Genomic DNA, 17,005 nt, shown 5'->3' with positions numbered 1-17,005 from the left:
ATGGCCATTCTCCTCGCGCATTAGACGGCGGGAACGTCCTCAGCCGCCCACCCGCCAACCTCTGTACGCCCTGGAGTCTGTCCGTGATCTCCGCCTCCGGTATCGAGCTGCGCGCCGGTGCGCGCGTCCTCATCGAGAACGCCACCTTCCGTGTCGCCAAGGGCGACCGCATCGGCCTCGTCGGCCGCAACGGCGCAGGCAAGACCACTCTCACCAAGTGCCTGGCCGGCGAGGGCATCCCCGCCGCCGGCACGATCACCCGCTCCGGCGAGGTCGGCTACCTCCCGCAGGACCCCCGCACCGGCGACCTCGACGTCCTCGCCCGCGACCGCATCCTGTCCGCGCGCGGCCTCGACGTACTGATCCGCAAGATGCGCGACAACGAGGAGCGGATCGCCAACGGCAAGGGCTCCACGCGCGAGAAGGCCATGAAGCAGTACGAGCGCCAGGAGACGGAGTTCCTCACCAAGGGCGGGTACGCCGCCGAGGCCGAGGCCGCCACCATCGCCGCCGCGCTGAACCTGCCCGACCGGGTGCTCGGCCAGCCGCTGCACACGCTCTCCGGCGGTCAGCGCCGCCGCATCGAGCTGGCCCGGATCCTGTTCTCCGACGCCGACACCCTGCTGCTGGACGAGCCCACCAACCACCTCGACGCGGACTCGATCATCTGGCTGCGCGACTACCTGAAGACCTACCGCGGCGGCTTCATCGTCATCTCCCACGACGTCGACCTGGTCGAGACGGTCGTGAACAAGGTGTTCTACCTGGACGCCAACCGCTCCCAGATCGACGTCTACAACATGGGCTGGAAGCTCTACCAGCAGCAGCGCGAGGCCGACGAGAAGCGCCGCAAGCGCGAGCGCGCCAACGCCGAGAAGAAGGCCGCCGCCCTGCATTCGCAGGCCGACAAGATGCGCGCCAAGGCCACCAAGACGGTCGCCGCGCAGAACATGGCCCGCCGCGCGGACAAGCTGCTCTCCGGCCTGGAGGCGGTCCGCCAGTCCGACAAGGTCGCCAAGCTCCGCTTCCCCGAGCCCGCGCCCTGCGGCAAGACCCCGCTGATGGCCGAGGGCCTGTCGAAGTCGTACGGCTCGCTGGAGATCTTCACCGACGTCGACCTGGCCATCGACAAGGGCTCCCGGGTCGTCATCCTCGGCCTCAACGGCGCCGGCAAGACCACCCTGCTGCGTCTGCTCGGCGGCGTGGAGCAGCCCGACACCGGCCGGGTCGTCCCGGGCCACGGCCTCAAGCTCGGCTACTACGCCCAGGAGCACGAGACCCTGGACCCCGACCGCACCGTCCTGGAGAACATGCGCTCGGCCGCCCCCGACATGGACCTGGTCGAGGTCCGCAAGGTGCTCGGCTCGTTCCTGTTCTCCGGCGACGACGTCGACAAGCCGGCCGGTGTCCTCTCCGGCGGCGAGAAGACCCGGCTCGCCCTCGCCACGCTCGTCGTCTCCTCGGCGAACGTGCTGCTCCTGGACGAGCCGACGAACAACCTCGACCCGGCCAGCCGCGAGGAGATCCTCGGCGCCCTGCGCACCTACAAGGGCGCGGTCGTCCTCGTCACCCACGACGAGGGCGCCGTCGAGGCGCTCCAGCCGGAGCGGATCATCCTGCTCCCGGACGGCGTCGAGGACCTGTGGGGCTCCGACTACGCGGACCTGGTCGCCCTGGCGTGATCGACGGGCCGGATCCCCGCGCATGGATCATTCGGCCGATCCGTGATCCATCATCTGTGTGAGATCTCCTCGTATCGAGGTGTGTCGTACACGGATTTCGCGGCCGACCCCCCGGTAGCCGGAGGGTCGGCCGCTCGGCATTCCTGACCTGGTACTTCGCGAATCCACCCGTACGGACCCCCGGACGCCACCCGCTGGAATTTCGTATTCCGCTTGTGGGGACCGCCTCCTGTCGTCACAACGATGTCTCACCGACCTTGCCGAATGGGTGGCCATCACGCCCGGGAGGGGTGATCATGAGGAGACCAGAGCGCACTTCCCATGAGGAGGCACGGGTGGCCGAGACTCTGAAGAAGGGCAGCCGGGTGACCGGCGCCGCGCGCGACAAGCTCGCGGCAGACCTGAAGAAGAAGTACGACTCCGGTGCGAGCATCCGGGCACTGGCCGAGGAGACCGGCCGCTCGTATGGCTTCGTGCACCGGATGCTCAGCGAGTCGGGCGTCACGCTCCGTGGGCGTGGCGGAGCGACCCGGGGTAAGAAGGCCGCTTCGTCCTGACTCCGGGCGGCCCATCGGCTTCGATGGTGGCCACCCGGTCGGCGGTCCGACCGGCCGGGTGGTTACTGTGCAGTCACTTAGCTCCGCTCTGCTGACCGCACCCATCGGAGGCACCCCATGGCTTCGCCCGACCAGGACCTCGCTCCCGCACTCGACAAGGACGGGGTACGGCTCACCGTCGAGGACACCCTCGCCACGGTGACGCTGGCCAACCCGGCCAAGCGCAACGCGCAGACCCCCGCCCTGTGGCGGGCGCTCGCCGAGGCCGGGCGGCTGCTGCCGGGCTCCGTCCGCGTGGTCGTGCTGCGCGGCGAGGGCCAGTCGTTCTCCGCCGGGCTGGACCGCCGGATGTTCACTCCGGAGGGGATCCCGGGCGAGCCGACCTTCGTCGAACTCGCGCGCCGTGACGACGCCGGGCTCGACGCGACCATCGCCGAATACCAGGAGGCGTTCACCTGGTGGCGGCGGACCGACCTCGTGTCCATCGCCGCCGTCCAGGGCCATGCCATCGGGGCCGGCTTCCAGCTCGCGCTGGGCTGCGACCTCAGGGTCGTCGCCGACGACGTCCAGTTCGCCATGCGCGAGACCAGCCTCGGCCTCGTCCCCGACCTGACCGGCACCCACCCGCTGGTCGGCCTCGTCGGGTATGCCCGCGCGCTGGAGATCTGCGCGACCGGGCGGTTCGTCGGGGCCGAGGAGGCCGTGGCGAGCGGGCTGGCCAACCTCGCCGTGCCCGCGACCGAACTGGACGCGGCGGTACGCGACCTGGCGGCGGCGCTGCTGGCCGCGCCCCGGGACGCCGTGGTGGAGACCAAGGCACTGCTGCGCGGCGCCGTCGACCGGACGTACGACGAACAGCGCGCGGCCGAGCGCGCCGCCCAGGCCCGCCGCCTGCGCGACCTGGCCGGCCTCGGCGAGTAGGCCCGAGCGCGCCCGGGTCCCGCGGCCGGACGCGCGCAGCCGCCGGGCCCGCTCCACGGCCCGGCGGCTGCGCGTCGCGGCGTCCCGGCACGCCCGCGCGCACCGGAGTGCCGTCAGAACCCGTGCCGCATGCCGCCGTCGACGGGCACCATGACCCCGGTCAGGTACGACGCGGCCGGGGACAGCAGGAACGCGGCCGTCCGGCCGAACTCCTCCGGCCGCCCGTAGCGGCGCAGCGGGATGCGCGAGGCGTTCGCGGTCCGGGTGGCCTCGGGGTCGGCGGACCGCCCGTCCAGCTCGCGGACGCGATCGGTGTCGATCCGGCCCGGCAGCACCCCCACCACCCGGATGCCGCGCGGCCCCAGCTCGTCGGCGATCGACTTGGCGAACCCGGCGAGCCCCGGCCGCAGCCCGTTGGAGACCGTCAGCCCCGGGATCGGCTCGTACACCGACCCGGACAGCACGAAGGCGATCACCCCGCCCTCCGGCAGCTCGGCCGCCGCCGCGCGGGCCAGCCGTACCGCGCCGAGGAAGACGGACTCGAACGCGTCCCGCCACTGCTCGTCGGTGTTGTCGGCGACGAAACCGGGCGCCGGCCCGCCCACGCTCACCAGCACCCCGTGGAAGCCCCCGAAGTTCTCCCGGGCCGCCCCGATCAGCCGCTCGGGAGCGCTCGGGTCGGCGTTGTCCACGGCCACGCCCACCGCGTTCGGGCCGAGGGCGGCGGCGGCCTCGGCGACCCGCTGCCCGTCCCGGCCGCTGACGACCACCTTCGCCCCGTCCGCGACGAGTTCCCGCGCGGTGGCGTTGCCCAGTCCCCGGGTGGCTCCGGTGACGACGTACACCCGGTCCTTCAGTCCAAGATCCATGGCCCTATCCTGCCCCGTCCTCCCCGAAGAGCGTGAGTGCGGTGTTCACCAGTCCGATGTGGCTGAACGCCTGCGGGAAGTTGCCGAGCTGGCAGCCGCCGACGGGGTCGTACTCCTCGGCCAGCAGGCCCACGTCGTTGCACAGGCCCACCAGCCGGTCGAACAGCTCGCGGGCCTCCCGCGTCCGGCCGGTCACGTGCAGCGCGTCGGCCAGCCAGAAGGAACAGGCGAGGAAGGCGCCCTCACCGCTCGGCAGCCCGTCGATCACCGAGTCGTCGGTGTCGTAGCGGCGCAGGAAGCCGCCGTGCCCGAGGTCGTCGCGGATGGCGTCGACCGTGCCGACCACCCGGGGGTCGTCCGGCGGCAGGAAGCCCACGCGCGGGATGAGCAGCAGCGCGGCGTCCAGTTCCCGGGAGCCGTAGGACTGGGTGAAGGTGTTCCGCTCCGGGTCGAAGCCCTTCTCGCACACCTCCCGGTGCACCTCGTCACGCAGCCGGCGCCAGCCCTCCGGATCGCCGCTCAGCTCCGGGTGCCGCTCCAGCGTCCGCACGGCCCGGTCGGCGGCCACCCACACCATCACCTTGGAGTGCACGAACTGCCGCCGGCCGCCGCGCACCTCCCACAGGCCCTCGTCCGGCTGCCGCCACGCCGACTCCAGGAAGCCCATCAGCGACCGCTGCATGGCCCACATGTGCGGCTTGGGGGACAGCCCCGAGGTGCGGGCCAGCGACAGCGAGTCCATCACCTCGCCGTACACGTCCAGCTGGAGCTGGTCGACGGCGCCGTTGCCGACGCGCACGGGGGCGGAGCCGGCGAATCCGGGCAGCCACGGCAGTTCCGTCTCCGGCAGCCGCCGCTCGCCCGCCACGCCGTACATGATCTGGAGGTCGGCCGGGTTGCCGGCGACCGCGCGCAGCAGCCAGTCCCGCCATGCCCCGGCCTCCTCCTGGTAGCCCGCGGTGAGCAGCGCGCCGAGGGTGAGGGTGGAGTCGCGCAGCCAGCAGTACCGGTAGTCCCAGTTGCGCACGCCGCCCGGCTTCTCGGGCAGCGAGGTGGTCGCCGCGGCGACGATCCCGCCGGTCGGGGCGTAGGTGAGGGCCTTGAGGGTGATGAGCGAGCGCACCACCGCCTCCCGGTACGGCCCGTCGTAACGGCACCGCCCGGCCCAGGCCCGCCAGTCGGCGACGCTGCTCTCCAGCGCCTCGTACGGGTCGATCAGCGGCGGGCGCCTCTCGTGCGAGGGGTGCCAGGTGAGCACGAACGCGACCCGCTCGCCCTCGGTGACGGTGAACTGCGAGTGGGTGCCGTACCGCTCGCCCCAGGTGTGCACCTCCGGCTCGGTGCGCAGCCAGGCGGAGTCCGGGCCGGCGACGGCCACCCGGTGGCCGTCCGCGCGGCGCACCCACGGCACGATCGAGCCGTAGTCGAAGCGCAGCCGCAGCGTGCTGCGGACGGTGACCCGGCCGCGGACGCCCTCCACGATCCGCACGACGTCGGGGGCGCGCTCGCGCTGCGGCATCAGGTCGGTGACGCGCACCGCGCCGTCCGCCGTCTCCCACTCGGTGTCCAGGACGAGGGTGTCGGGTCGGTAGGCGCGGCGGGTGCAGACGTCCGCTCCCTCGGGCGCGATCCGCCAGTGGCCGTGGTCCTCGTCCCCCAGCAGCCGGGCGAAGCAGGCCCCGGAGTCGAAGCGCGGCAGGCACAGCCAGTCGATCGAGCCGTCCTTGCCGATCAGGGCCGCGGTCTGTTCGTCCCCGATGAGGGCGTAGTCGTCGATGCGCGCGTTCACGGGATCCGGTTTCCCGGCAGCCCAGAGGGCCAACCAGGTGGTCGGCCGGGGGAGTGAGACGACCCGGGGGCGGGGCGGACGTGCGGGGGGCGGACCGGGGTCAGACCGGGGCCGGTTCGGTCTCCTCGGTGCGGCGCTCCGCCGCGGCCTCCGCCCGGTCGCGCAGCTCGCGCCGGACCAGGAACCACCAGCCGACCGGGACGGCCGCCGCGAACAGCCACCACTGGATCATGTACGCGTAGTTCAGCGGGGCGTCCTCGCTGCCCGGGTCGGAGATCTGCTCCGGGGAGCCGCCCTCGGCGCGGGGCGCGGTCTGCTGGATGTAGCCGCCGAGCACCCGCGCGTCCAGCCGCCGGGCCTCCTCGGCGCTGTTGATCAGCATGATCTGCCGGTCGGGCAGGCCCTTGACGTTCTTGATGCCGCTCGCGGCGGTCGTCTCGTCGGCCATCAGCCGTCCGGTGACGGTGGTCCGCCCGGCCGGCGGTGCCGGCACCTTGGGATAGTCGGTCTGCGCCCCGTTCGCGGGGATCCAGCCCCGGTTGACGAGCAGCACCTTGCCGTCGTCGAGGACGAGGGGGGTGAGGACGTGGAAGCCGACCTCGCCGTCGGAATTGACACGGCGGCGGACCACGACCTCCTTCGAGGTGTCGAAGGTGCCGGTCGCGGTGACCGTGCGGTACTTCTCGGCGCGGGACACCGCGTGCCCGGGGGAGGTCAGCCGCTCGACCGGGACGGGGTCGGCGTGCAGCGCGGCGGAGACCAGGTCGTTGCGGGCCGTGCGCTCCTCGTAGCGGTGCTGCTGCCAGAAGCCCAGCCTGATCATCGTCGGGATCAGCGCGATCGCGACGAGGGTGAGGATCACCCACTGGCGGGACAGCAGGAAGCGGTAGCGGTGCACCCCACGACGGTACCCCCGCGCCATGGGGTGCGTTCAGGCGGGTACCGGGTCAGACCCGGTCGACGATGCCGGCCCTCCCCTCGGCCCGGGCGCAGTGCGCGCCGCAGTACCAGTGGCCCTCCACCTCCACGCCCTGGCCGATGATCTGCACCCGGCAGTGCTCGCAGAGCGGGGCCATGCGGTGGATCGCACAGGAGAAGCAGTCGAAGACATGCACGGCGCCCTGCGCGTGCACCTCGAAGGTCATTCCGTAGTCATTGCCGCAAACTTCGCATGTCGCCATGCGCCACAGGGTGAGCCGTCGCCGTTTCCCCGGCGAGCCGGTGCCGGGTGAGTCGCGGGTCAATCACCCGTTCGTACGATGAACCGCACGCGTCCTCGGCTACTCGTCGGCGGGCTCCACGTCCCTCAGCAACTGCCCGAACGCGGCCTCGTCCAGGATCGGCGTGCCGTACTGCCGGGCCTTGACCGTCTTCGACGTGCCCGAGTCCGGGTCGTTGGTCACCAGCAGGCTGGTCAGCCGGGAGACGCTGCCGGCCACATGGAGCCCGGCCTCGGTGGCGCGGTCCTCCAGCAGCTCGCGCTCCGTCGACGTGTCACCCGAGAAGGCGACCCGCATGCCCTGTTTGAGCTTTTTGCCGTCTTCGTAGCGGCCGGGGTTGGGATAGGGGCATGCGGGCCTTTTGCGGGAGGGGCGCCAACCGCCCTGCCGGTAGCCGCCGTAGCCTCCGGACGCCTGCCGGGGCACCGGCCGGTCCGACCACTCCGTCAGCGGCCGGCACTCCAGCAGCGGCAGCCGGACGCCGCCCGCCGCCGCGGCCCGCAGGCTGGGCCGGAACGCCTCCGCCAGCACCCGCGCGTCGTCCAGCGCGTGGTGCGCCCGCTGCTGGACGACCCCGAAGTGGGCCGCCAGCGACTCCAGCTTGAAGTTGGGCAGCGGCAGCCCCAGCTCCTTCGACAGCGCGATGGTGCACAGCCGCTGGCGCACCGGCGCCTCGCGCCGCACGCGCGCGTACTCCCGCGCGATCATCTGCCAGTCGAAGACGGCGTTGTGCGCCACCAGCACCCGGCCGTCCAGGCGGGCCGCGAACTCCTCGGCCACGTCCGCGAACAGCGGCGCGCCGTCGAGCATCTCGCTCGTCAGGCCGTGTATCCACACCGGTCCCGGATCGCGCTCCGGGTTGACCAGCGTGTACCAGTGGTCCTCGACCTCGCCGAGCGCGTCCAGCCGGTACACGGCCGCCGAGATGATCCGGTCGTCGCGGGCCAGTCCGGTGGTCTCCACGTCAACGACCGCGTATCCCTTCGGATACGCGGCCGGCCACGGGGTGGCGGAGGGCGCTGCGGTCGCACGGTCTTCGAGCATGGTCACTGAGGATACGGGCCGCCACCGACAACGCCGTCCCCCAGGGCGGCAACCCGCGTCCCGGACCCGACCGCGCACTCGGCCACCGCACACGCGCGCGTGCCCGCGCCCTCCGTCCTCGTACGCGCGCGCGTGTCCGCTCACCCGGCACCGGCACCACCGCCGCCCCCGCCACTGGCCACCGGCCGTCAACCCTCTTCCCGGGCAGGCCGCTCCCCGCCCCGGACTGCCGTGCCGGTGTCGCGGATGACGGTCCGTCACGGGAGCCCGGCGAAGGGCGGTGCGACACGGCCCGGCGGCCGAGGCGGCGTTCGCCCGGGGCGGCGGTCCGGGCGGGGTGGCGGTCCTCCGGCCCCCCGCCTGTGCCCCCTTCGCCGCGGTGTCCCGCCCCGCCGCCGGCCGGCCCCGCGTCGGTGCGGCGCCCGGGGCGCTGCCGGTGGGATCCTCCCTGCTGTGACGGAACCCACCCACGACGAGCCCCACGGCGGCGCGCTCGGCTCCCGGCTGAACTGGCTGCGGGCCGCCGTACTGGGCGCGAACGACGGCATCGTCTCCACCGCCGGCCTGGTCGTCGGCGTGGCCGGCGCCACCGGGAGCCGCTCCGCGCTGCTCACCGCAGGACTGGCCGGGCTGCTCGCCGGCTCGATGTCCATGGCGGCCGGCGAATACGTCTCCGTCTCCACCCAGCGCGACTCCGAGATGGCCGCGCTGGCCGCGGAGCGCCGGGAGCTGCGCGACCGGCCGGAGGCCGAACTGCGGGAGCTGACCGAGCTGCTGGCCCGGCGCGGCCTGTCCCGGGACGTGGCCCGCGAGGCCGCCGAGCAGCTCACCGCGCGGGACGCGCTGCGGGCCCACGCGCGCGTGGAGCTGGGCATCGACCCGGACGAGCTGACCAACCCCTGGCACGCGGCCTGGGCGAGCTTCCTGGCCTTCACCGTGGGCGCGCTGCTCCCGTTGCTGGCCATCGTGCTGCCCCCGGCCGGCGCCCGGCTCCCCGTCACCGTGTGCTGCGTCCTCGCCGCCCTGGTCCTCACCGGCTGGAGCAGCGCCCGCCTCGGCGCGGCCCGCCCCCGGCGCGCGGTGGTGCGCAACGTGGCGGGCGGGGCGCTGGCGATGGGCGTGACCTACGCGGCGGGCAGTCTGCTGGGCGCGGCCGGGGTGTGAGCGCGCGGACCCCGTCGCCGTGGGGCGGCGGGACGGCGCGGCCCGGAGCGTGGACACCGGTGCCGCGGCCGGGACGGCGGCGCCCGCTCCGGTTCGGCCGGGGCCCGCACGGACGCCTCGTCCCCCTTCGACGGCGTGCCCGGCACCGGCCCGGGGCCCCGCCGTGACGGCCGGCCGCGCGGGACGCCGCGGGCACGACGTACGGTGAGGTGCGCCCGCCGCTCGCGGGCGCGCCGCACCGCCCCGCACGAGAAGGACCCCGTCATGCGCGCCACCACCATCCACGCCCCGTACGAGATGCGCGTGGAGGACGTCCCCGATCCCGTGGTGCAGTTGCCCACCGACGCCGTCGTCCGGGTGCTGCGCGCCTGCATCTGCGGCAGCGACCTGTGGGCCTACCGGGGCGAGGCCGCCCGGCAGCCGGGTCAGCGGATCGGGCACGAGTTCCTCGGCGTCGTGGAGGAGACCGGCTCCGAGGTGGGCACCGTCCGCCGCGGCGACCTGGTGGTCGCGCCCTTCATGTGGTCCGACGGCGTCTGCGACTACTGCCGCGAGGGCCTGACCACCTCCTGCGAGCACGGCGGCTTCTGGGGCTCGGTCGGCTACGACGGCGGCCAGGGCGAGGCCGTCCGCGTGCCGTTCGCCGACGGCACCCTCGTCCGGCTGCCCAAGGAGGCGGCCACGGACGACCACCTGCTGTCCGCCCTGCTGACCCTGTCCGACGTGCTCGGCACCGGCCACCACGCCGCCCTCGGCGCGGGCGCCCGGCCCGGGGCCACGGTCGCCGTCGTCGGCGACGGCGCGGTCGGCCTGTGCGCCGTCCTGGCCGCCAAGCGGCTCGGCGCCGAGCGGATCATCGCGCTGGGCCGGCACCGGGTGCGGACCGACATCGCGCGCCGGTTCGGCGCCACCGACGTGGTCGCCGAGCGCGGGGAGGCCGCCGTCGAGGCGGTCCGCGAGCTGACCCGGGGCCGGGGCGCGCACGCCGTCGTGGAGGCGGTCGGCACCGAGCAGTCCATGCGGACGGCCGTCGGCATCACCCGGGACGGCGGTGCCGTCGGCTTCGTGGGCGTGCCCCACGGCAGCGGCACCGGCCTGGACCTCGGCGTGATGTTCGACCGGAACATCGCGCTGCGCGGCGGGGTCGCCCCGGTCCGCGCCTACATCCCCGACCTGCTGCCCGACGTCCTCGACGGCACGATCGACCCCTCCCCGGTGTTCGACCTGACCGTCGACATCGAGGGCGTCCCGGCCGGCTACCGGGCGATGGACGAGCGCACGGCCCTGAAGGTGCTGGTCACCAACGACCGGTGACCGCGCGCGTCACCCGGCGCCGCCGCCCGGGGCGGCGGTCCAGCGGGCCGGATCCGAGCCCCAGGGCGCCGGGGGCCGGGACCAGCCGGCGGGGCCGCCCGTGAAGGACACGGCCGGGCGGGCGTGCCGCAGGCGGCCCAGCGCGCTGCCGCTCTCGGCCAGCCAGGCGTCCGGACCCGGGTACGGCTCCCCCTCGGCCGGTTCCGGGACAATGCCGTGGGTCAGCCAGTGCGCGGTCCGGGCCAGCGCGAGCCGCACCAGCCGGCTCCCGCCGTCGTACGACTGCTCGGTCAGCGCCCGCAGCACGGCCGCCGCCAGCAGATAGCCGGTGCCGTGGTCCAGGGCCTGCGCGGGCAGCGCGCCCGGCTCCCCGGCCGTGCCCTCGGTGACCGCGATGCCGGTGGCGGCCTGCACCAGGCTGTCGAAGCCGCGCCGCGCGTGCCACGGCCCGTACGCGCCCCACGCCGACACCTGCGCCACGACCAGCCCGGGGTGGCGCCCGGCCAGCGCCTCGGGGCAGAGCCCGAACCGGTCCAGGGCCCCCGGCCGGTACCCCGTGACCACGACGTCGGCCGTGCTCAGCAGGTCTTCGAGGGCGTCCCGGCCGGTGCCCAGGTCCAGCGTGGCGGACCGCTTGCCGAAGCCGGTGTCGGCGTGCTGGTCGGGCAGTTCCGGCAGCCACGGGGCGTCCAGGCGCAGCACGTCCGCGCCGAGCAGGGCGAGGGTGCGGGTGGCGACCGGACCCGCCAGGACCCGGGTCAGGTCCAGGACGCGCAGCCCGGCGGCGGGCAGCAGGGCGGTGGCACCGGGGCCGAGCGGCGGGAACACGCGCGGGGGCGCCGTGTCCGGCCAGGAACGCTCGACCAGCGGGCGCGCGGCCACCTCGGCCGCCTGCGGGTGCGCCGCCCACTCCCCGGGGGTGCGCAGGGCCACGGCGAGACCGCCCGCGTCGCCGACGGTCTCCTCCACCTCCAGGGCGGTGCGCCCGGCCAGGAGCCCGGCGACCCGGTCCGCCGAGGCGTCCGCGGGCAGCCCCAGCGCGCCGAGCAACCGGGCCTTGTGGTGCGGGTAGTTGGCGTGGGTGCGCACCCAGCCGTCGGCCGTGCGCCAGAACCGCGACAGGGGCGCGAAGGAGACCGGCGCCCGGCCGTCGATCCGCAGCAGCCGCTCGCTGTGGAAGGCCGCCGCGACCGCGCCGTCGTCGACCCGGACGCCCGGGACCCCGGGGAGGCCGGACCGGCGGGCCGCCAGCTCCGCGGCGGCCAGCGCGCAGGTGCCCACGCAGGCCCGGGCCAGCTCCCGCACGGGAAGGCGCGCCGTGAGCACGCCCTCCCGCGGGACGAGGGTGAGCCGGGACAGCCGGGCGGGGTCGCCGCCCAGCGCGGACCACGCGTACGTGAGTGCAGTCATGACCGCACTATGCATGATTGATTCGATCAATCTGCCGGGTGGGCGCCCGCGCGGACGCCCCTCGGGGCGCCTACCTGGTCACCGCGGCCAGCGCGTCCGCCACGCCCCGGCCGTAGAAGCCGTTGCGGTTCTTCGTCCCCTCGCACACCGCGTCCACCTTGCCGTCGCCGTCGATGTCGTACGGGTCGGTGCAGGGGGTGGCGGTGGCCTCCGCGTACAGCAGCGCCTTCACGGCCGCCGCCGGGGCGTGCGGGTGGGTTGACTTGATCAATGCGGCGACACCGGCGACGTGCGGGGTGGCCATGGACGTCCCGGCCATGTAGCCGTACTTGCCGCCCGGCAGCGTGCCCAGGATCAGGCCGCTGACCGCCGGGGGCTGCGGCGCCTGGAGGCGGTCGCCGCCGGGCGCGGCGATGTCCACCACGCCGAGGCCGTGGTTGGAGAAGGAGGACTTCAGGCCCTTCGCGCCGGTCGACGCGACCGTGACGACACCCGGCAGCTGGGTCGGTATGTCGAAGCACTCGTGCGGGTCGACCACCCGGTCCGAGGGGGTGCCGTCGTTCGGCGAGTCCTCGTCGGTGATCGCGTCGGAGGCGAGGTCGTAGTTCTCGTTGCCCGCCGCGGCGACGTTGACCGCGCCCTTGCGCTCCGCGTAGCGCGAGGCCCGGGTGACGGCGTCCACCAGTGCCTTCTGGTCGGGGTCGGAGGCGCAGTTGAAGTACCACGGGTCGGTGTAATAGCTGTTGTTGGTCACGTCGACGTGGTGCTCGGCCGCCCACACGAAGCCGCAGACCACGGCCTCGGCGTAGAAGAAGCCGTCCGGGTTGCCCACCTTGATGCCGGAGACCTTCACCCCCGGCGCCACGCCCGTCATGCCCACGCCGTTCTTCGCCGCCGCGATCTCGCCCGCCACGTGCGTGCCGTGCGGGCTCTCCGCCGCGCCCGGCCGCCAGGCGCCGTCCGTGGTGTCCGGCTTGCCCGACACGCAGTTGACGGAGGCCGCGCGGTCGAAGTTGGGCGCGATGTCCGGGTGGGTGTCGTCGACGCCCGTGTCGATGACGGCGACCGTGACGTCCGGGCTGCCCAGGGTCTTCTCGTGCGCCTTGTCCGCCTTGATGGCCGGCAGGTCCCACTGCAACGGCTCCAGCGGGTCCTGTCCGGCGGCGGCCCGGACGCCGGCGGCCTCGGCCGCGCTCAGCGCCTTCGGCGTGCCCACGTCGGTGGTGGACTGGGCGGGCAGCGGGCGGTTGCGCGTCGCGCCCGCCGACGCGACCCCGCGCACGGCGCGGATCCGCTGGGCGAAGCCGGGGTCCGAGGAGTGGACGACGATCACCCCGATCCGGTCGTAACTCGTCACCACCGTCCCGCCGTTGCGGACGATCGCCCGCCGCACCGACTCGATCGTGGAGCGGCCCGTCCCGGTGTTCACCACGTAGGACAGGGCGGGGCCGTCCGCCGCCCGCGCCACCGGGGCCTCCGTGGCCGCCGAGGGGGCCGCGGAGGCCGCCGACGGCAGGAAGCCGAACGCGGCGGTCAGCGACAGCGCGGCCGGCACGGCGAGCGCCAGTCGGCGGCTGGAGCGCAGATGAGCCATGGGATCTCCACATCATCCGGATACGGAACCGCCCGGAACACAGGTGGTCGTCCGGGCAGGTACATGACGAGGCGGTGCAGGGCCGAAGCTATCCGCCCGCGCTGATCTCCGAAAGGCCCAGGCGCACTTGAACCACCGCCCGGGCGGCGCCGTGACCGTGGACGGGAGGCCCGAAAGGATCAGGCCCCTACGGGAATCACCGAATGGAGTCGCATGATGACTCGCTGTAATGTGTTCCCGTCCCTGCGAGATCAGCAAGCGCACGTTCGTGACGCGAGGAGACTCCGTGGCCACCGAGACGCCGCCACCCACTCAAACCCCAGCCCGCCTTCCCTCCACCGAGGAGTTCACCGAGGTGCAGCAGAGCGCGGAGTTCGGTGAACTGCGCCGCGCGCACCGCTCCTTCGCCTTCCCGCTGACGATCGCCTTCGCCGCCTGGTACCTGCTGTACGTCCTGCTGTCCAACTACGCGGGCGACTTCATGGGCACCAAGGTGGCCGGCCATGTCAACGTCGCCCTCGTCCTGGGCCTCGCCCAGTTCCTCACCACGTTCCTCATCGCCTGGTGGTACGCCCGCCGCGCCGCCGCCCGGCTCGACCCGCGGGCCGAGGCCATCAAGTCCCGGATGGAGGGCGGAGCATGAGCGCCATGCCCCACACGCTGCTGGCCGCCGGCGAGGCGAGCGAGCACCGGACGCTGATCATCACCCTGTTCGCGGTGTTCGTCGCCGCGACCCTCGTCATCACCGTCTGGGCGGGCCGGCAGACCAAGGACGCCGCCGACTTCTACGCGGGCGGACGCCAGTTCACCGGCTTCCAGAACGGCCTCGCCGTCTCCGGTGACTACATGTCGGCCGCGTCCTTCCTCGGCATCGCCGGCGCCATCGCCCTCTTCGGCTACGACGGCTTCCTGTACTCCATCGGCTTCCTCGTCGCCTGGCTCGTCGCCCTCCTCCTGGTCGCCGAACCCCTGCGCAACTCGGGCCGCTACACGATGGGCGACGTGCTGGCCTACCGGATGCGCCAGCGCCCCGTGCGCACCGCGGCCGGCACCTCCACCATCGTCGTGTCGATCTTCTACCTGCTGGCCCAGATGGCGGGCGCCGGCGTGCTGGTCTCCCTGCTCCTCGGCATCACCAGCGACGGCGGCAAGATCGGCATCGTCGCCCTGGTCGGCCTGCTCATGATCGTGTACGTCACCATCGGCGGCATGAAGGGCACCACCTGGGTCCAGATGGTCAAGGCGGTGCTGCTGATCGCCGGCGCCCTGCTGCTGACCTTCCTCGTCCTGCTGAAGTTCGACTTCAACATCTCCGAACTGCTCGGCAGGGCCGCCGACAACAGCGGCAAGGGCAGCGCCTTCCTGGAGCCCGGCCTGAAGTACGGCGCCACCGGCACCACCAAGCTGGACTTCCTCTCCCTCGGCATCGCGCTCGTCCTGGGCACGGCCGGCCTGCCGCACATCCTGATCCGCTTCTACACCGTCCCCACCGCCAAGGCCGCCCGCAAGTCCGTCCTCTGGGCGATCGGCCTGATCGGCGTCTTCTACCTGATGACCCTCGCCCTCGGCTTCGGCGCCGCCGCGCTGATCAAGCCGGACGAGATCATCGCCTCCAACAAGGCGGGCAACACGGCGGCCCCCCTGCTGGCGCTCCATCTGGGCGGCGTCGACTCCAACTGGGGGGCCATCCTGCTCGCCAGCATCTCCGCGGTCGCCTTCGCCACGATCCTCGCGGTCGTCGCCGGCCTGACCCTGGCCTCCTCGTCCTCGTTCTCGCACGACATCTACGCCAACGTCATCAAGAGGGGCCAGGCCACCGAGGAGCAGGAGGTGCGCGCGGCCCGCTGGGCGACCGTCGGCATCGGCGCGGTCTCCATCGTCCTCGGCGCCCTGGCCCGCGACCTGAACGTGGCCGGCCTGGTCGCCCTCGCCTTCGCGGTCGCCGCCTCCGCCAACCTGCCGACCATCCTCTACAGCCTGTTCTGGAAGCGGTTCACCACCACGGGCGCCCTGTGGTCGATCTACGGCGGCCTGGTCACAGCGGTCGGCCTGGTGCTGTTCTCCCCGGTGGTCTCCGGCAAGTCGAGCTCGATGTTCCCCAGCGTCGACTTCCACTGGTTCCCGCTGGAGAACCCCGGCCTCATCTCCATCCCGGTCGGATTCCTGCTCGGCGTGGTGGGCACCCTCCTGTCGAAGGAGACCCCGGACGCCGGGAAGTACGCGGAACTGGAGGTCCGGTCCCTGACCGGCACCGGAGCCCACTGACGGCGGCACGCGGGACGACCGCGTCGTCGGGGCTGTACGGTCCTACGACGCGGTCGCGCCGTTCCTCGTGGGATCGGGCCGCTGTCGATGTCGGCGGGGTCACGTACGCTCACAGGTGACGGACGACGCATGGGCGGCCGAGAATGAGTGACCGGGAGAGGGAGGGGGCCCACGTGCTCATCGACACCTACGGCCGGGTGGCCACCGACCTGAGGGTCTCGCTGACCGACCGGTGCAATCTGCGCTGCACCTACTGCATGCCCGAGGAGGGCCTGCGGTGGCTGGCCAAGCCGGACCTGCTCACGGACGACGAGATCGTCCGCCTCATCGACATCGCGGTCCGCGCGCTCGGTATCGAGGAGGTCCGCTTCACCGGCGGTGAACCCCTGCTGCGCCCGGGCCTGGTCGGCATCGTGGAGCGCGTCGCGGCCCTCGCCCCGCGCCCCCGGATGTCCCTGACCACCAACGGCATCGGCCTGGTCCGCACCGCGACCGCCCTGAAGGCGGCGGGCCTGGACCGGGTCAACGTCTCCCTGGACACCCTCCGCCCGGACGTCTTCAAGACCCTCACCCGCCGCGACCGCCACCAGGACGTCCTGGACGGCCTGGCCGCGGCCCGCGAGGCCGGCCTGACCCCGGTCAAGGTCAACTCGGTCCTGATGCCGGGCCTGAACGACGACGAGGCCCCGGACCTGCTCGCCTGGGCGGTCGAGCACGACTACGAACTGCGGTTCATCGAGCAGATGCCGCTGGACGCCCAGCACGGCTGGAAGCGCGAGGGGATGGTCACCGCCGGGGACATCCTCACCTCCCTGCGCACCCGCTTCGACCTCGCCCCCGAGGGCGCCGACGCGCGCGGCTCGGCCCCCGCGGAGCGCTGGCTGGTGGACGGCGGACCGCACCGCGTCGGTGTGATCGCCTCGGTGACCCGGCCGTTCTGCGCGGCCTGCGACCGCACCCGCCTCACCGCCGACGGCCAGATACGCACCTGCCTGTTCGCCACCGAGGAGACCGACCTGCGCGCGGCCCTGCGCTCCGGCGCCCCCGACGAGGAGATCGCCCGCATCTGGAAGCTGGCGATGTGGGGCAAGAAGGCCGGCGCGGGCCTGGACGACCCCTCCTTCGTCCAGCCCGACCGCCCCATGTCGGCGATCGGCGGCTGAACCCGGTCGTCCC

At 73.6% G+C, this 17,005-nt stretch carries 15 protein-coding genes; 8 read left to right on the top strand and 7 right to left on the bottom strand.

All coding sequences use genetic code 11. The features are described from left to right. Window positions 1–83 precede the first annotated feature (83 nt). The 3 genes from ACZ63H_RS18135 (at window position 84) to ACZ63H_RS18125 (ending at window position 3,160) form a co-directional block, all read left to right on the top strand. Window positions 84–1,682 (top strand): ABC-F family ATP-binding cassette domain-containing protein, encoded by a 1,599-nt coding sequence (locus ACZ63H_RS18135; RefSeq protein WP_469866109.1) that lies wholly within the window; start codon window positions 84–86, stop codon window positions 1,680–1,682. A gap of 335 nt (window positions 1,683–2,017) precedes the next feature. Next, window positions 2,018–2,239, top strand: a complete 222-nt coding sequence (locus ACZ63H_RS18130) for a helix-turn-helix domain-containing protein (RefSeq protein ID WP_004002281.1) — start codon at window positions 2,018–2,020, stop codon at window positions 2,237–2,239. 117 nt (window positions 2,240–2,356) lie between these two features. Then, window positions 2,357–3,160 carry an enoyl-CoA hydratase/isomerase family protein gene (locus ACZ63H_RS18125; protein ID WP_469866106.1) on the top strand — a complete coding sequence of 268 codons (804 nt, stop codon included), beginning with the start codon at window positions 2,357–2,359 and terminating at the stop codon, window positions 3,158–3,160. 113 nt (window positions 3,161–3,273) lie between these two features. Here ACZ63H_RS18125 and ACZ63H_RS18120 read toward each other — a convergent pair whose 3' ends face one another. The 5 genes from ACZ63H_RS18120 to ACZ63H_RS18100 form a co-directional block, all read right to left on the bottom strand. Further along, complete coding sequence (locus tag ACZ63H_RS18120) at window positions 3,274–4,029, bottom strand: SDR family oxidoreductase (RefSeq protein ID WP_467937485.1); 756 nt, start codon at window positions 4,027–4,029, stop codon at window positions 3,274–3,276. Between the two features lie 4 nt (window positions 4,030–4,033). After that, window positions 4,034–5,818, bottom strand: coding sequence for a glycoside hydrolase family 15 protein (locus tag ACZ63H_RS18115; protein WP_469866104.1), 1,785 nt, complete (start codon window positions 5,816–5,818; stop codon window positions 4,034–4,036). Window positions 5,819–5,918: 100 nt separating this feature from the next. Then, window positions 5,919–6,740, bottom strand: coding sequence for an SURF1 family cytochrome oxidase biogenesis protein (locus tag ACZ63H_RS18110; RefSeq protein WP_469866102.1), 822 nt, complete (start codon window positions 6,738–6,740; stop codon window positions 5,919–5,921). A 25-nt stretch (window positions 6,741–6,765) separates the two neighbouring features. Next, complete coding sequence (locus ACZ63H_RS18105) at window positions 6,766–6,999, bottom strand: hypothetical protein (protein WP_467937491.1); 234 nt, start codon at window positions 6,997–6,999, stop codon at window positions 6,766–6,768. Between the two features lie 99 nt (window positions 7,000–7,098). Further along, entirely contained in the window at window positions 7,099–8,082 is a 984-nt protein-coding gene (locus ACZ63H_RS18100) for a DEDDh family exonuclease (protein WP_469866100.1), read from the bottom strand. 453 nt (window positions 8,083–8,535) lie between these two features. Here ACZ63H_RS18100 and ACZ63H_RS18095 point away from each other — a divergent pair, with 453 nt between their 5' ends. Together ACZ63H_RS18095 and ACZ63H_RS18090 are read left to right on the top strand one after the other, a co-directional pair. Continuing rightward, window positions 8,536–9,246: a VIT1/CCC1 transporter family protein gene (locus tag ACZ63H_RS18095; protein ID WP_469866098.1), complete on the top strand. Its 711-nt coding sequence runs from the start codon at window positions 8,536–8,538 to the stop codon at window positions 9,244–9,246. A 264-nt stretch (window positions 9,247–9,510) separates the two neighbouring features. Next, window positions 9,511–10,560, top strand: a complete 1,050-nt coding sequence (locus ACZ63H_RS18090; RefSeq protein WP_469866096.1) for a zinc-dependent alcohol dehydrogenase family protein — start codon at window positions 9,511–9,513, stop codon at window positions 10,558–10,560. 9 nt (window positions 10,561–10,569) lie between these two features. Here ACZ63H_RS18090 and ACZ63H_RS18085 read toward each other — a convergent pair whose 3' ends face one another. Both ACZ63H_RS18085 and ACZ63H_RS18080 read right to left on the bottom strand, forming a co-directional pair. Then, the gene (locus tag ACZ63H_RS18085) at window positions 10,570–11,970 is read right to left on the bottom strand and encodes a CoA transferase (RefSeq protein ID WP_469866094.1); all 1,401 of its coding nucleotides are present in this window, start codon (window positions 11,968–11,970) and stop codon (window positions 10,570–10,572) included. Window positions 11,971–12,040: 70 nt separating this feature from the next. After that, complete coding sequence (locus ACZ63H_RS18080; protein WP_469866092.1) at window positions 12,041–13,564, bottom strand: S8 family peptidase; 1,524 nt, start codon at window positions 13,562–13,564, stop codon at window positions 12,041–12,043. Window positions 13,565–13,850: 286 nt separating this feature from the next. On the opposite strand from ACZ63H_RS18080, the gene ACZ63H_RS18075 reads away from it, so the two are divergent. From ACZ63H_RS18075 to moaA, 3 genes are all read left to right on the top strand, one after another. Continuing rightward, window positions 13,851–14,207 (top strand): DUF485 domain-containing protein, encoded by a 357-nt coding sequence (locus ACZ63H_RS18075; protein WP_469866090.1) that lies wholly within the window; start codon window positions 13,851–13,853, stop codon window positions 14,205–14,207. Next, entirely contained in the window at window positions 14,204–15,829 is a 1,626-nt protein-coding gene (locus tag ACZ63H_RS18070) for a solute symporter family protein (protein ID WP_469866088.1), read from the top strand. Before ACZ63H_RS18075 ends, ACZ63H_RS18070 begins: the two co-directional genes overlap by 4 nt. 173 nt (window positions 15,830–16,002) lie before the next feature. Further along, complete coding sequence (moaA, locus tag ACZ63H_RS18065; RefSeq protein WP_469866086.1) at window positions 16,003–16,992, top strand: GTP 3',8-cyclase MoaA; 990 nt, start codon at window positions 16,003–16,005, stop codon at window positions 16,990–16,992. Window positions 16,993–17,005 lie beyond the last annotated feature (13 nt).

The sequence above is a fragment of the Streptomyces sp. NPDC104831 genome, from assembly GCF_055583025.1.
Note: the sequence above shows the minus strand (reverse complement) of the source record. Positions and strands in the feature narration are given on the sequence as shown.